Below are 13,637 nucleotides of genomic sequence, written 5' to 3' on the forward strand. Positions count from 1 at the left end.
GAGCCTACGGCCCCGGGTCAGCGGCCCTCGAACCGGGCGAGCACCTCCTCCTTGCCGAACATCCGGGCGGTGTCGACGGCGGACGGGGTGCCGGTCCGGGGGTCGGCACCGGCGGCCAGCAGGGCGTCGAGCACGTCATCGGCCCCCTTGAAGACGGCGCCGGCCAGCGGCGTCTGGCCGCGGTCGTTGGCCCGGTCCGGGTCGGCTCCGCGGTCCAGCAGCGCGGTGACGGTGGCGGCGTGGCCGTGGTAGGCGGCGAGCATCAGCAGGGTGTCGCCGCGGTCGTTGGTGAGGTCGGCGGGGGCGCCGGCGTCGACGTAGGCCTTGAGGGTCTCGGTGTCACCGGCCCGGGCGGCGTCGAACAGCCTGCCGGCGAGCGCGATCACCTCGGCGTCCGGGGCGTCGGCGGGCTGCTGGCTGGCGGCGTCGGTCATGGCTGGCCTCTCTGGCGTGTGCGGTCTGTCCGCCGTGCTGCGGTCTGTCCGCACCGTAACGGCCGGACCGGCCTTGATCCAGCACTCGTCCGGATTGCGGATGTACGGCCGGTGCGCCGCTCCCCGGCACGACACACGGGCGGAAGGGTCGCACAGCCATTCGGGCGAACTTCCGGAGGTCACCGGAAGCCTCCCGCCCGCCCGGCGGGAATGCCTCGCCGCGCCGCAAGGAAGCGGCGGACCGCCCCCGTCGGGGCGGTTCGCATACCTCCGCCCGGCTCCCGGGCCGGTATTGCCGGGAGAAACCACCCATTTGCACCGTTCCATCATCTATTACTTTTTGTCACGATTGTGGCACTTTCCGTGACACCGTCCCTGTCCCCCTCCCCGAGGAGCAGAACGTGATCCTCTCGATTTCCGGCATCGTCCTGTTCGGCACCATCGCCTTTCTCTTCTTCCGTCGGGACGGACTAAAGGTCTCCCACGCGATCGTCTGCGCCCTCTTCGGCTTCTACGTGGCCGGCTCCTCCATCGCCCCCAGCATCACCGCGGGCGGCGCGAGCCTGGCCAGCCTGCTCGGCGGCATCAAGTTCTAGCGCCGCCACTCCCCCGTACGGGCCCGGGCGCGGATCCCACCGCCCCGGGCCCCGTCGTACCGGTGGACCACAGGACCACAGGACCGCTGAACCGCAGAAGAACCGTCCCCCGAAACCCGACCGTCCCACTCGCCCGGGGAGTCAAGGAATGCCGCTCAACCTCCGTCTCAGCAAGGGCCGCGAACTCGCCCGCACGGCCGGCGACCACGCCTCCGACATGTTCGCGCCGCTCACCGTCATCGGCCGCGGCCTGCGCCACCACAGCGCCTGGGCCAAGGCCCGCTGGCAGGCCACCCCGAAGGAGCGGCGCGGGCCGACGATCTTCCTGGTCGCCGCGATGGGCCTGGGCATCTACCTGCTGCCGCACGGGCTGCTGTTCGCCCTGGTGGCGCTGATGGCGAGCGCGGCCTGGGTAGGCCGGGCACCCAAGGCGGCGCCGGCGGCGCCCGAGCCGGACGTCGCGGACATCAAGCTCACCGCCCTCTACGCGGCCCTCACCCCGTACCTGGCGGGGCCCGAGGACCTCAACCCGCTCTACCGCCACGAGGGCAGTTACAAGGACGTCTTCCGCTCCTGGGAGTTCGACGGCGAGGGCCGCCTCTCCCGGCTGGAGCTGGCCTACCCGGCGTACTTCACCGACACCGAGCCCGCCGCCCGGGCCCGGATCGAGCAGGTGGTCCAGGGCAAGGCGGGGCGGGCCCGGGAGTACCGCTTCGACTGGGACGAGGAGTCCAACAAGCTGCGGATCGCCGCCCTCGCCCCGCTGCCCACCGACATCGCGGTGCAGCGCTTCGTCGCCGCCCCCGGCGAGATCGTGCTCGGCTTCACCGACGAGGACGGCAGCGCCCGCACCATCCCGGTGGGCCAGGGCGGGGCGGTCACCCAGCAGCCGCCGGTGGTCTGGCGGACCGGCCCCCGCTCGGCCGAACCGCACCTGCTGGCCCTCGGCGCGGCCGGCTACGGCACCTCCAGTCTGATCCGCTCGATCGCGCTGCAGGCCCTCCCCTTCGCCGACCTGGTGGTGATCGACGGCGCCGGCACCGGCGAGCACGCCTGCCTGGTGAACCGGCCCGGGGTGCACACCGTGGAGACCAGCCTGCACGGCGCGCTGGCCGCACTGGAGTGGGCCGCCCAGGAGACCGAGCGCCGGCTGACCGCGCTGAACGCCTCCCGGCACGCCGGGATCGCGCCGCCCGAGGACGTCACCCGGCCGCTCTGGCTGCTGCTCGACCACCCGACCGAGCTGAGCGAGCTGGCCCACGCCGAGGGCCGGCCGGATCCGCAGGACCTGCTGGAGCTGCCGCTGCGGCACGGCCGCGCCGCCCGGGTCACCGTGGTGATCGCCGACGACGTCGAGGCCCGCGACCGGATCACCCCGACCGTCCGGGCCACTACCCGGGCCCGGGTGCTGCTCGGCCCGACCGGCCCGGCGGAGGGGCACGCCGCACTCGGCGCACCGCTGGACATCGTGCCCGCAGCGCAGGCCCCCGCGGGCCGCGGCTACGCCAGGATCGGCAACAGCGCGCCGGTCCGGCTCCAGGTGCCGGCCACCGTCGACCCGCTCGACGAGGAGGCGCCGGCGGTGCTGCGCGACGCGGTGATCGCGCTGCTGCCGCACCGGGACACCCGGACCGAGGCGGCCGCGCCGACCGAGGTGCCGCCGCGTCCGGCCGTCCCGCCGGCGGTCATCCCGGTGGTCCCGATCCCTCCGGTGGATCCGTCGGCGGAGGGGCGCTCCGGCGTCGACCTGGGCAAGGAACACCCCGCCCTGCGGTTCCGTCCGCTCGCCTGAGCGGCGCCGGGGCCCGGGGCGCCGCCCGCCGCCGGAAGCCGTCCCGGTAGGCTCAGGAGGAGACCGCCGCCGGATCACCGGATGTGAAATAGGTGACACCTGGGGTGATATCACCGGCCAGATGTGACAAATCGGGCGCCGGTGGGTACAAACAGGGGCGGCACAACAGACGACGCATGTCCCGGGACGGGAATCTTCGTCGGAAGCCGAGCGTTGACCGAACGACGAAGAACAGCGACCACTAGTCCTGTGGGCCATAAGCCCGGGAGGCACGATTCATGAGCGAGCGAGCTCTCCGCGGCACGCGACTCGGGGCCACTAGCTACGAGACCGACCGTGGTATCGATCTGGCTCCCCGCCAGACCGTCGAGTACGCATGTCAGAACGGACACCGATTCGAGGTTCCCTTCTCGGTCGAGGCGGAGATCCCCTCGGCCTGGGAATGCCGCTTCTGCGGACAGGAAGCGGTGCTTCTCGACGGTGACGAGCCGGAGGAGAAGAAGACCAAGCCCACGCGCACCCATTGGGACATGCTGATGGAGCGCCGGACGCGCGAGGAGCTGGAGGAGGTGCTGGCCGAGCGGCTGGCCGTGCTCCGCTCCGGTGGGATGAACCTCGCGGTGCACCCGCGGGACACCCGCAAGAGCGCCTGACCCCGCCCCCGCCACCCGGCGGGAGCACGCGAAAAGGGACCCTGGTCACCAGGGTCCCTTTCGCGTTGCCCGGAGCCGGTCGGGTCGGGTGAACGCCGGCCCCGGTCGGGACGGGCAGGCGCAACGGCGGCGCCCGCCCGGTCGCGGGGACCGGACGGGCGCAAGAGGGCGGGACGCGGAACGAGGCCGCGGAGCCGGGGGCCGGACGGCCCGGGGCTCAGCCGCCCAGCGGCGGGCGGTAGGTGGTGTCCGGGCCCTGGGGAGCACCCGGTCCGGCGCCCGGCTCGACCACCTCGCCCTGGATCACCTTGCCGTCCGGGCGGTGGATGCGCAGCTGCTCCTGCAGCCGCATCGCGTCGGCCAACGGGTCGGTGCCGGCGGCGGAGGTGCTCCGCAGCGCCTTGTCGACGAAGCGCCGCCCGGCGGCCCGCCAGAGCGCCCGGGTCGGCGGGAACAGCAGCGTCAGCGCCAGGACGTCGGAGAGGAAGCCCGGCACGATCAGCAGCAGGCCGGCCAGTACGGTCAGGCTGGTGCCGGTCTGCGGCTGCTGCGACTTCGGGTCCCGGCTCTGGTCGATCGCCGCGGACAGCGCCTTCGCCCCGGCCCGCTTGATAAGCGAGCCGCCGATCAGCGCGCCCGCGAGCAGCAGCAGAACCACGGTCAGGCCGCCCAGCCACGAGCCCACCTGGACCAGCAGCCAGATCTCCAGGACCAGCCAGGCGGTGATCAGCAGCGGCAGCATCCGCCGGAGCCTTCCACGCTGGGCCGGACGGACGGGGGTAGCTTGCTGGGTCACGGTACGAACTCACTCCAAGCGGTGCTCTGCGCGCCGCACGGGAGGTCCGGGCCGGCTACGGCACCACCTGGTCCAACGATCCCCGCTCGGCCGGTGTTCCGGCGGCGAGTGGGCGAGTCCCCCTCCGGCGGCCGATCAGCACGGCGGCGCCGCAGGCCAGCAGGCCGCCGACGGCCAGCGTCCACTCCGGCGCGGCGCCGACCTCGTCGGCCACCGTGGTGCCGTCGCGCAGCGGGACGGTCGCGGAGAGCTCGGCCGCGGTCAGCTCCTCGGTGCGCTGCTGCACGGTGCCGTCGGGCGCGATCACGGCGCTGATGCCGCTGGTGGCGGCGATCAGCACGGCCCGGCCGTGCTCCACCGCGCGCAGCCGGGACATTGCCAGCTGCTGCTCGGGCTGGCCGGTCTTGGCGTAGGTGGCGTTGTTGGTCTGGACGACCAGCACCCGCGCGCCCTTGTCGACGGTGTCGCGGACGATCTCGTCGTACGCCACCTCGAAGCAGATCACGTCGCCGATCCGGGCCGGGCCGAGCTGCATGACGCCGTTGTGGTCGCCGGGGTAGAAGTCCCGGGCGACCCGCTGGAGGCGGGTGATCACCTTCATCAGCTGGTCGCGGAAGGGCACGTACTCGCCGAACGGAACCGGGTGCTGCTTGGTGTAGGAGGCGCCGGGGCCGGTCTTCGGGTCCCAGACGATGCCCTCGTTCTGGACGTGCTGCTCGTCCGGGCCGTCCACCAGGGTGCCGACCAGGGTGGGCACGCCGATCGCCTTCACGGCGTCGTCGATCCGTCGGTAGGCCAGCGGGTCGCTGAACGGGTCGAGGTCGGAGGAGTTCTCCGGCCAGATCACGATGTCCGGCTTCTCGGCCTTGCCCGCCTTGATGTCGGCGGCGAGCTTCTCGGTGGCGGCGGCGTGGTTGTTGAGGACCATCATCGGGCGGCCGAGGAAGTCCATGCCGGGATTGGGCACGTTGCCCTGGATCACCGCGACCTTGACCGTGTCGGCCGCGGCGGTCGGCACCGGGACGACGTAACCGGCGAGCAGCGTGGCGACCGCGCCGAGGGCCGCCAGCGCGGCGGCCTTCGGCGCCCGGCGCGGGCCGCGCAGCCGCAGGGCGGCCCAGCCCAGCAGGGCGCCGGCCAGGGCGACGGCGAAGGTCACCAGCGGCGCGCCGCCGAGCGCGGCGAGCGGGGTGAAGGGCGTGGCGGTGTTGGCGAAGGCCAGTCGGCCCCAGGGGAAGCCGCCCAGCGGGAGCCGGTCGCGCGCCCACTCCTGGGTGACCCAGAGGCAGGCCGCCCAGAGCGGCCACCCGGGCAGCCGGGAGGTGAGCGCCAGGCCGGCACCGAGAGCCGCCAGGAAGAGCGCCTCGACGACCGAGAGGCCGATGGTGGCGTCCCAGCCGACCACCCGCAGCCAGCTGAGCAGCAGCAGGAAGAACGGCAGGCCGAAGGCGAAGCCGGTCCAGGCCGCCTGCCGGGCCGTGCGGCCCAGGGTGAGCAGCGAGAGCGCGGCGACGCCGACCAGCGAGAGCGGCCAGAGGTCGAACGGCGGGAAGGCGAGCGCCAGCAGCAGGCCGGCCAGGACGGCCAGCCCGGTGCGCGGCAGCCCGGCCCGGACCTTGGCGGCGGCACGGGCGGCACGGCCGGACGGGGCCGGAACCGTGACCGGCCTGGGTTCCGACCGCTCGGCCTGGAAGGGCAGTGCCACGGCGCACCATTTCTCTCGGCGCGGCGCCGCGAGTGCGGGGCCGACTGTTCGGACGCTGTCCGAAGAAGGTACCCCGGAATGACATCCGGTCGTGAGGTCAGGGTGCTCGGCCCCGGATCAGCGCGGGCTGTACCGGACCTCCCGGAGCGGCCAGCTCTCGGCGAGCCAGGCGGAGACCGTCCGGCGGAGCACCGCGTCCAGCTCGGCGCGGTCGGCGCGGACCCAGGAGCAGACCTTGGTGACGGACGGGTCCGCCCGGTCCGGGTAGATGTAGACGCAGCCGACGACGACGTCCGCGTCGGGCTCCAGCACCGTGTAGGTGAAGCCGCGGCGCTGCTCGAAGTCGGCGGCGTGCCGGCGCAGGTCGGCGAGGTTCTGCTCGGGCGTCATGCCCCCGGCGGGCGGCCAGCCGCCGGTGAAGCCGGCGTCGGCCCGGATGTACTCGATGCTGGAGGTCCAGGCGGCGTGGTCGGACTCGTTGTGCTGCTCGCCGAGGGGCTCCAGGCGGAACCCCTCGGCGACGAGGGTGCGGGGGACGGCGAAGTCGGCGGGGACCAGCGGATGATCGGTCATGCCGATCAGCCTACGGACGCCGGCGGGCCGCCACACCCGGTTCTGCCCGGGCCCGCGCCCGCCCGGGAGTGGGTTCGGCCGGGCCCGTGTTCGGCCGGGCTCGCCTTCACCCGGGCCCGGTGGCGGCCGCTACTCGGCCGCCCGGTGGACCGTCCGGCCGCGGACGACCGTGCGCAGGCAGGCCGGCAGCGGGCGGCCGGGGGTGAGGTCGGGCAGGCCCGGGGTGCCGGAGCGGGGGTCGGTGGACCAGCCGGCCACCCGGGAGTCGGGGGCCTGGACGACCAGCTCGTCGGCGGCCCAGATCGCGTAGCTGGCGACCGCGCCGGGGACGAGGACGCCGTCCTGGTCCCGGCCGATGGCACGCCAGCCGCCGCGGGTGTGGGCGGTGAACGCGGCGCGGACCGAGATCCGGTGCTCCGGGGTCCGGTGGAAGGCGGCCGCGCGGACGGTGCCCCACGGGTCGAGCGGGGTGACCGGGGCGTCCGAGCCGAAGGCGAGCGGGACGCCGGCCCGCAGCAGGGCGGCGAACGGGTTGAGCGCGGCCGCGCGCTCGGCGCCGAGCCGCTGGGCGTACATGCCGTCCGGCCCGCCCCAGGCGGCGTCGAAGGCGGGCTGGACGGAGGCGGTCAGGCCGAGCTCGGCGAAGGCGGCGACGGACTTCTCGTCCAGCGCCTCGGCGTGCTCGACCCGGTGGCGCAGCGCCTTGACCCGGTCGGCGCCGACCCGCTCACCCGCGGCCCGCACGCCGTCCAGGACGGCGGTGATCGCGGCGTCGCCGATCGCGTGGAACCCGGCCTGCAGGCCCGCCTCGGTGCAGGCGGCGACGTGGTCGGCGACCTGCTCGGCGGTCAGGTAGGACGTGCCGGTGTGGTCGGCGTCGGCGTAGGGGGTGTGCAGGCAGGCGGTGTGCGAGCCGAGCGCGCCGTCGACGAAGAGGTCGCCGCCGGCGCCCACCGCGCCGAGCCGGCGGGCGGTCTCGACGCCGCCCGCCTCACCCCAGTAGCCGAAGACCTCGGGCCCGTCGCCGGCAGCGGCGAGGTCCAGCAGGGCGGCCAGGTCCTGCTCGGAGGAGATCTCCGGGCCGGCGCACTCGTGCAGCGCGCCGATGCCGAGCTCGGCGGCGCGGGCCAGGGTGGCGCGCTGGGCGCGCCGGCGCTGCTCGGGGGTGAGGTGGGCGAGCGCGGTCCGTCGGACGGCGTGGTGGGCGTCGCGGGTGAGCGGGCCGTCGGCGCTGTGGCCGGGGCGGTCGGCCAGGCCCTCGGTGAGGGCGCGCAGCGCGCCGGTGGCGAGCGCGGAGTGCACGTCGGTGCGGGAGAGGTAGACGGCGGCGCCCCCGGCGGCCTCGTCCAGTTCGGCGAGCGTGGGCGGGCGGCCCTCGGGCCAGCCGGTCTCGTCCCAGCCGTGGCCGATCAGCACCCCGCCGGTCTCCTCCTGCGCGGCGACGAAGGCGGTGACGGCGGCCAGGGCGGCGGCCAGCGAGGGGCTGCCGGTGAGGTCGAGGCCGGTGAGCGCCAGTCCGGCGGAGGTGGCGTGCACGTGGGCGTCGACGAAGGCGGGGGTGACCAGGGCGCCGTCCAGTTCGACGATCTCGTCCGCGAGATCGGCGTACGCCTCGGCGGCGCCGTCGCTGCCGACCCAGGCGACGTGCTCGCCCTCGACGAGCATCGCCGTGGCGAAGGGGTCGGCGGGGCTGTAGACGGCGCCGCCGCGCAGCAGGACGGTCCGTGGGCCCCTCCTGCCCGAGGGCGGGCCAGGAGGGAGGGTGCGTTCGGTCATGGGGCTAAGTCTGCACCCGTCGGTCGTGCTCAGAGTTTCGGGGGCCGCGCCTCGTACGGGGTGGAGAGGACGACGGTGGTGCGGGTGGAGACGCCGGCCGCGCTGCGGATGCGGGCGAGCAGGTCCTCCAGGTCGCCGGGGGCGCCGACGCGGACCTTGAGGATGTAGTTCTCGTCGCCGGCGACGCTGTGGCAGGCCTCGATCTCCGGCAGCCCGGCGAGGCGTTCGGGGGTGTCGTCGGGGGCGCTGGGGTCGAACGGCTTGACCGAGATGAACGCGGTGAGCGCCAGGTCGACGGCGTCCGCGTCGATGATCGCGGTGTAGCCGCGGATGACGCCGCGCTGTTCCAGACGGCGCACCCGCTGGTGCACCGCCGAGGTGGACAGGCCGGTGGCCTTGCCCAGGTCCGTGTAGCTCATCCGGCCGTCCTGGAGGAGCAGCTGGACGATGCGTTGGTCGAGATCCTCCACAAGGCGCAAACCTACCCGGTCGACGGCGCGTGCGGCGCCAGGGCGGGAGCGTGCGGTGGCACGCGCGGTCGCACGGGGTGCCGGGCGGGCACATGCCCGGCGAATGTGGCGAAGGACACACCCGGTGCATCACGGTGCGACAGCCTGCAGGGTTATGAGTCCGCGTCGCAGGGAAGTGCTGGTTGTGGCCCCGGGCGACCACGCCGGGCCCGATCCGAGGGGGATCACCATGCGTGCCACTGACCAGCGTTCGTTGAGCGCAGACGACACCCACGATATGACCGACCGCGAGGACCTCGCGGTCCCGTCCGACCCCGCGCCGGGGATGGACCCGGGCGAGGGGGACACCTGGGAGATCATCCGGGTGCACTGCCCCGAGTGCCGGCGCCCGATCGCCCTCGTGGGCGACGAGGAGCGGCTGCCGCAGCACGCGGTGCTGCCGACCGCCTGGCACCCCTTCTCCCCCGCGCTCTGCCCGGGTTCGGGTGCGCCGACGGACGACCTGGCCGAGGTGGAGACCGCGGAGGACGCCGAACCCACCGGCCTGGAGGGCCTGTTGACGCTTCCGGCCGAACTCGACTGGCGCACCCAGCCGTTCTCGCACGCGGTGGCGCACCGCCCGGTGCGGGCGGCGACGGCACCGAGCATCCCGGAGCAGCGCTCGCGCGCCCGGCTGGCCCGCCGCTGAGGCTCCCGGCCGACCGCGCCGGGGCCACCCCGGCGCGGCCCCGGTGACCCGGCGGTGCGCCGGACGCACGACCCGGGCGAGCGACGGCAACGCGAGAGATCGGCGGAGCGGCCCGCCCGGCAGCCCGAACCCGTAGGCCCGTCACCGATCGCCGGTGGCGGGCCACTTGCGCGCCCGAACTCCCGCTTTCGGATCCCGCCGAGCGCGCCGGGGCCGCCCGGTGCCCGGTTCCGCGCGGGACCGCCCGCCGCATTCCCCGGAACCGGAATTGCAGTGGAATTCCGGTGGAATGGCGCGCAGTTCCGCCCCGCGGGAAATCCCGCGCAAGACAATGGGACCGCCCTGTGCGAATCCCGTCGATCCCCCGATAGTCACCCCCGTGAACGAAACGGGGGCCGTTTCCACGCGATGGCGAAAACCGGCCCCTCGATCGACCCGAGCCGGACTCTACGCGGCACATGACAAGATCGTCAACGGTCGACGCCGCAGCCCACCCCCCACCGCGCCGGGTATCGCCGGCGGCGCGGCCGGACCGATCCGGAGCGACTCTTCCCAGGTCAGACGGCCTGGGCTATATTCGCCCGATGTCGCCCGGGTGAGCCGCGGCGGCTCACCACCCCGCACCGGCGCCCGGCCCCACCGCCTATGGCCCACCGCCGCGTTGACCCGCCGTCAGCGGGGCGCCCACCGCCCCACCCGCCGCCGGTCGGCCGGGGAGCGACGACTGTCACGCGAGTCACACTGCCCAGGTCAGCGGTTGTGCATGTACCTGTCATGCTTTACTCTCGCTGCACCGCCCGGGGCGTCGTCCTACGCCCTGCGGCTCGCCGCCTCCGCCGCAATCGACCCGGCGCGGAGCGAAAGGCGGCACCACCGGCCCGTCGGCCGGTGCCAGGCCATCCGGCCCCGCCACCGCGGCATCCTTGCGCCGCCCTGCTTTCCGTTTTCGCCTTACCTCCCTTTTCGCCATGACGAAGTTTGGAGACCAACCATGACCTCCCGTCAGGAAATCACCGATTCCGTGGTGCTGCGCCTGCGCCAGATCCTGCCCAGCCTCGGCGAGGGCGGTGTGGTGGAGGACAAGGACCTGCGCGACTACCCGGAGTTCGACTCGCTGGGCATTCTCGAGGTCCTGGTCTGGCTGGAGGGTGAGTTCAGCGTCACCATCCCGGACGAGGAGCTGAGCGTCGACAACTTCAACTCCATCGGGAAGATCGTCGACTACGTCGTCGCCCACAAGTAGCCCTCGATCGCCGGCGGGTCGCCGCCGGCCCGCCCGTCATTGGAGTCGGACGATGGAGATCTTCACCCTCGCGGACCTGCTCGCGGTCCGCGCGGTGACCCACGGCGCCAGCCCCGCCGTGCGCCACCGCGGGGAGGCGCTGGACTACCGCGGCCTGTCGGTGCTCGCGGAGGGCGCAGCCGCGGCGCTGGCCGAGCGCGGTGTGGAGCCGGGCGACCGGGTCGCGATCCTGCTGCCCAACTCGTTGGCGTGCCTGGCCTGGTTCTTCGGGGCCCAGCGGCTCGGCGCGGTGGCCGTCGTCGTGAACGACTCGCTGAAGGCCCAGCAGATCGAGCACATCGTCCGGCACAGCGGCGCGAAGGCGGTGGTGACCGGCGGGCGGCTGCGGGGGCTGCTCGGCGCTCTGGCCGGGGAGGTCCCGGTGCTCGACGCCGCCGTGCCCGACGCGCCCGCCGGTGCCATCGGCCGGGACCGGGACGGCCTCCTCGTACCCGGGAACGGCGGGCCGACCGGACGCGACCTCGCCGCGCTCATCTACACCTCCGGCTCGACCGGCCGCCCCAAGGGCGTCATGGTCACCCAGGCCAACCTGGTCGCGGGCGCGCGGATCGTCGCCGACTACCTGCGGCTGACCCCGGCCGACCGCACTCTGTCCCTGCTGCCTTGGAGCTTCGACGCGGGGCTGAACCAGGTGCTCGCCACGTTCTGGGCCGGCGGCACCGTGGTGATCGGCGACGCCGTGTTCGCGCCCCGGATCTGCCGCGAGCTCGCCACCGAACGGATCACCGGCCTGGCCGGCGTCCCCCCGCTCTGGGAGCTGCTGGTCAACCGGCCCTCGCCGTTCCTCGGCCTGGACCTGCCCGACCTCCGGTACGTCACCAACACCGGCGGGGCGCTGCGCACCGGGACCCTGGCGCGGATCCGCGCCGCCCACCCCGGCACCGACGTCTACCTCATGTACGGGCTCACCGAGGCGTTCCGCTCCACCTACCTGCCGCCGGAGCTGGTCGACACCCACCCCGACTCGATCGGCCGGGCCGTCCCCGACACCGAGATCCTGGTGCTCGACGAGCACGGGCGCCGGTGCGGCCCCGGCGAGACCGGTGAACTGGTGCACCGCGGGCCGACGGTGGCCGCCGGGTACTGGCGCGACCCGGAGGCCACCGCGCGGGTCTTCCGGCCGTACCCGTTCACCCCCGAGGGCGCGGTGACGGAGTACGTGGTCCACTCCGGGGACTACGTGCGCCGCGACGAACAGGGGTTCCTCAGCTACCTGGGCCGGCGCGACGAGCAGTTCAAGTCGCGCGGGTTCCGGGTCAATCCGACCGAGATCGAGGCCGGGCTGCTCGCCTCCGGGCTGCTCTCGGCGGCCGTGGTCTTCGCCGACGCCTCCGGGGAGCCGGACCCGGGCATCGTCGCCGCGGTGGTGCCGGTCGACCCGGCGGCCTTCCGGCCGGACGACCTGGCCGCGCACGTCCGCGCCCACCTGCCGGGCTACCAGCAGCCGGACCGGTTCCACGTGCTGGAGACGCTGCCGCGCACCGGCTCCGGCAAGGCCGACCGCGCCCTGATCAAGGCCGGGTACGCGGGCGGGCCGGACGCCGCATCGGCGGGAGCCTCGCCGAAGGGCAGGCGACCGTGACCGCGACCGACACCGTGACCGCGACCGATACCGCCGCGGACGAGGAAGCGCTGCTCGCCGAGCCGCTGGAGCGGTTCGGCGCGCTGCACGCCGCCGCCCTGCGGCGCTCCGGCGGCGTCATCGACCTCTCCTACCCCAACCCGCTGGTCCACCGCGATCCGCGCGCCTTCGAGCTGCTGCGGGGGCTGCTCGACGGAACGGGTCAGGACGCGCTGCAGTACACGCCGTTCGGCGGGGGAACGGTGGCCCGGCGCAAGGCGGCCGCCGCGCTCGCCGCCCGGACCGGCGTGGCGCTCGGGTACCGCGACCTGCTGCTCACCCCGGGTGCGACCGCCGCTCTGAACACCGCGCTGGCCGCGCTGTTCGCCCCCGGTGACGAGGTGCTGGTGGTGACCCCGTGCTGGATGGACTACTTCCTGTACCTGCGCCGGCTGGGGCTGCGGGCCACGGCGGTACCGTCCGGCCCGGACAAGCGGCTGGACCTCGACGCGCTCGCCGCCGCCCTCGGCCCGCGGACCGCCGGGGTGATCATCAGCCAGCCGGTCTGCCCCACCGGCGTCCTGCACGACGCCGGTGAACTCGCAGCCCTCGCCCGGGTGCTGGAGACGGCGGCGGCCCGCTGGGGCCGGCGCCCGGTCCTGATCAGCGACGAGGTGCACCGCGACCAGAACTGGGGCGGCACGGCCTTCACCAGCCCGATGCGGCTGTACCCGGACACCGTCAGCCTCTACTCCTACGGCAAGGCCTGGTCGCTCCAGGGGCAGCGCACCGGCTACCTCGCCCTCGGGCCCGGACTGGCGCACGCGGCGCAGGTCCGGGTACGCGCCGAACGGGCACTACGCTCCCTCGGACACTGCGCTCCGACCGCGCTGATGCAGCGGCTGGTCGAGCGGATCGCCGGGCTCACCCCGGACTGCGCGGCCCTGCGCAAGGACCAGCACGCGCTGCGCGCCCTGCTGACCGGCCTCGGCTACCGGATCGTCCCCGGAGAGGCGACGGCGTTCCTCTACGCCGGCTGCCCGGGCGGGCTCGGCGACTGGGAGTTCACCGAACTCCTCGCCGGCCGGGGTGTGATCGCGATGCCGTCGTCACTGTTCCACGAAGAGGGGTATTTCCGGCTGGCCCTGAACGTCGGCCCGGAGCGCTTCGGGGAAATCGCCCGGAGCCTGCGCGCGGCCTTCGAAATCGCCACCGCGAACGGTTCGCCGGCGCTCCGCCGAGCCGCGCCGAAGCACGCCCCGAAGAACTGAACCGAGCAAGGCAGGGAAA

13 protein-coding genes are annotated in these 13,637 nt (G+C 74.3%); 7 read left to right on the forward strand and 6 right to left on the reverse strand.

The features are described 5' to 3' along the window. Positions 1 to 17: 17 nt before the first annotated feature. Complete coding sequence (locus tag RMN57_RS07960; RefSeq protein ID WP_313762683.1) at positions 18 to 434, reverse strand: ankyrin repeat domain-containing protein; 417 nt, start codon at positions 432 to 434, stop codon at positions 18 to 20. A gap of 401 nt (positions 435 to 835) precedes the next feature. Here RMN57_RS07960 and RMN57_RS07965 point away from each other — a divergent pair, with 401 nt between their 5' ends. The 3 genes from RMN57_RS07965 (at position 836) to RMN57_RS07975 (ending at position 3,475) form a co-directional block, all read left to right on the forward strand. Continuing rightward, positions 836 to 1,030 (forward strand): hypothetical protein, encoded by a 195-nt coding sequence (locus RMN57_RS07965; RefSeq protein WP_238861855.1) that lies wholly within the window; start codon positions 836 to 838, stop codon positions 1,028 to 1,030. Positions 1,031 to 1,178: 148 nt separating this feature from the next. Beyond that, entirely contained in the window at positions 1,179 to 2,822 is a 1,644-nt protein-coding gene (locus RMN57_RS07970) for a hypothetical protein (RefSeq protein WP_313762684.1), read from the forward strand. Positions 2,823 to 3,100: 278 nt separating this feature from the next. Further along, positions 3,101 to 3,475 carry an RNA polymerase-binding protein RbpA gene (locus RMN57_RS07975; protein WP_030396357.1) on the forward strand — a complete coding sequence of 125 codons (375 nt, stop codon included), beginning with the start codon at positions 3,101 to 3,103 and terminating at the stop codon, positions 3,473 to 3,475. 217 nt (positions 3,476 to 3,692) lie between these two features. Here RMN57_RS07975 and fxsA read toward each other — a convergent pair whose 3' ends face one another. The 5 genes from fxsA to RMN57_RS08000 all read right to left on the reverse strand — a co-directional run bounded on the left by fxsA (position 3,693) and on the right by RMN57_RS08000 (position 8,795). Then, positions 3,693 to 4,271: an FxsA family membrane protein gene (fxsA, locus tag RMN57_RS07980; protein WP_313762685.1), complete on the reverse strand. Its 579-nt coding sequence runs from the start codon at positions 4,269 to 4,271 to the stop codon at positions 3,693 to 3,695. A gap of 55 nt (positions 4,272 to 4,326) precedes the next feature. Further along, positions 4,327 to 5,976, reverse strand: a complete 1,650-nt coding sequence (gene lnt / locus RMN57_RS07985) for an apolipoprotein N-acyltransferase (protein ID WP_380233774.1) — start codon at positions 5,974 to 5,976, stop codon at positions 4,327 to 4,329. Between the two features lie 117 nt (positions 5,977 to 6,093). After that, on the reverse strand, positions 6,094 to 6,549 hold the full coding sequence (locus RMN57_RS07990; RefSeq protein WP_313762686.1) for an N-acetyltransferase: 456 nt from the start codon (positions 6,547 to 6,549) through the stop codon (positions 6,094 to 6,096). A gap of 129 nt (positions 6,550 to 6,678) precedes the next feature. Further along, positions 6,679 to 8,325 carry an amidohydrolase gene (locus RMN57_RS07995; RefSeq protein WP_313762687.1) on the reverse strand — a complete coding sequence of 549 codons (1,647 nt, stop codon included), beginning with the start codon at positions 8,323 to 8,325 and terminating at the stop codon, positions 6,679 to 6,681. A 29-nt stretch (positions 8,326 to 8,354) separates the two neighbouring features. Next, positions 8,355 to 8,795 (reverse strand): Lrp/AsnC family transcriptional regulator, encoded by a 441-nt coding sequence (locus RMN57_RS08000; RefSeq protein ID WP_313762688.1) that lies wholly within the window; start codon positions 8,793 to 8,795, stop codon positions 8,355 to 8,357. Between the two features lie 229 nt (positions 8,796 to 9,024). Here RMN57_RS08000 and RMN57_RS08005 point away from each other — a divergent pair, with 229 nt between their 5' ends. The 4 genes from RMN57_RS08005 to RMN57_RS08020 all read left to right on the forward strand — a co-directional run bounded on the left by RMN57_RS08005 (position 9,025) and on the right by RMN57_RS08020 (position 13,618). Then, entirely contained in the window at positions 9,025 to 9,483 is a 459-nt protein-coding gene (locus RMN57_RS08005; protein ID WP_313762689.1) for a hypothetical protein, read from the forward strand. 991 nt (positions 9,484 to 10,474) lie between these two features. Then, entirely contained in the window at positions 10,475 to 10,726 is a 252-nt protein-coding gene (locus tag RMN57_RS08010; RefSeq protein WP_313762690.1) for an acyl carrier protein, read from the forward strand. A 52-nt stretch (positions 10,727 to 10,778) separates the two neighbouring features. Continuing rightward, positions 10,779 to 12,368, forward strand: coding sequence for an AMP-binding protein (locus RMN57_RS08015; RefSeq protein ID WP_313762691.1), 1,590 nt, complete (start codon positions 10,779 to 10,781; stop codon positions 12,366 to 12,368). After that, on the forward strand, positions 12,365 to 13,618 hold the full coding sequence (locus tag RMN57_RS08020) for an aminotransferase class I/II-fold pyridoxal phosphate-dependent enzyme (protein WP_313762692.1): 1,254 nt from the start codon (positions 12,365 to 12,367) through the stop codon (positions 13,616 to 13,618). Before RMN57_RS08015 ends, RMN57_RS08020 begins: the two co-directional genes overlap by 4 nt. Positions 13,619 to 13,637 lie beyond the last annotated feature (19 nt).

The organism is Kitasatospora sp. CM 4170 (assembly GCF_032110285.1).
GTDB classification, from domain to species: Bacteria; Actinomycetota; Actinomycetes; order Streptomycetales; family Streptomycetaceae; genus Kitasatospora; species Kitasatospora aburaviensis.

Coding starts and splice junctions, on each gene's coding strand:
- RMN57_RS07960 (WP_313762683.1), bottom strand. CDS start 434: ATGACCGACGCCGCCAGCCAGCAGCCCGCCGACGCCCCGGACGCCGAG.
- RMN57_RS07970 (WP_313762684.1), top strand. CDS start 1,179: ATGCCGCTCAACCTCCGTCTCAGCAAGGGCCGCGAACTCGCCCGCACG.
- RMN57_RS07975 (WP_030396357.1), top strand. CDS start 3,101: ATGAGCGAGCGAGCTCTCCGCGGCACGCGACTCGGGGCCACTAGCTAC.
- RMN57_RS07990 (WP_313762686.1), bottom strand. CDS start 6,549: ATGACCGATCATCCGCTGGTCCCCGCCGACTTCGCCGTCCCCCGCACC.
- RMN57_RS07995 (WP_313762687.1), bottom strand. CDS start 8,325: ATGACCGAACGCACCCTCCCTCCTGGCCCGCCCTCGGGCAGGAGGGGC.
- RMN57_RS08005 (WP_313762689.1), top strand. CDS start 9,025: ATGCGTGCCACTGACCAGCGTTCGTTGAGCGCAGACGACACCCACGAT.
- RMN57_RS08010 (WP_313762690.1), top strand. CDS start 10,475: ATGACCTCCCGTCAGGAAATCACCGATTCCGTGGTGCTGCGCCTGCGC.
- RMN57_RS08015 (WP_313762691.1), top strand. CDS start 10,779: ATGGAGATCTTCACCCTCGCGGACCTGCTCGCGGTCCGCGCGGTGACC.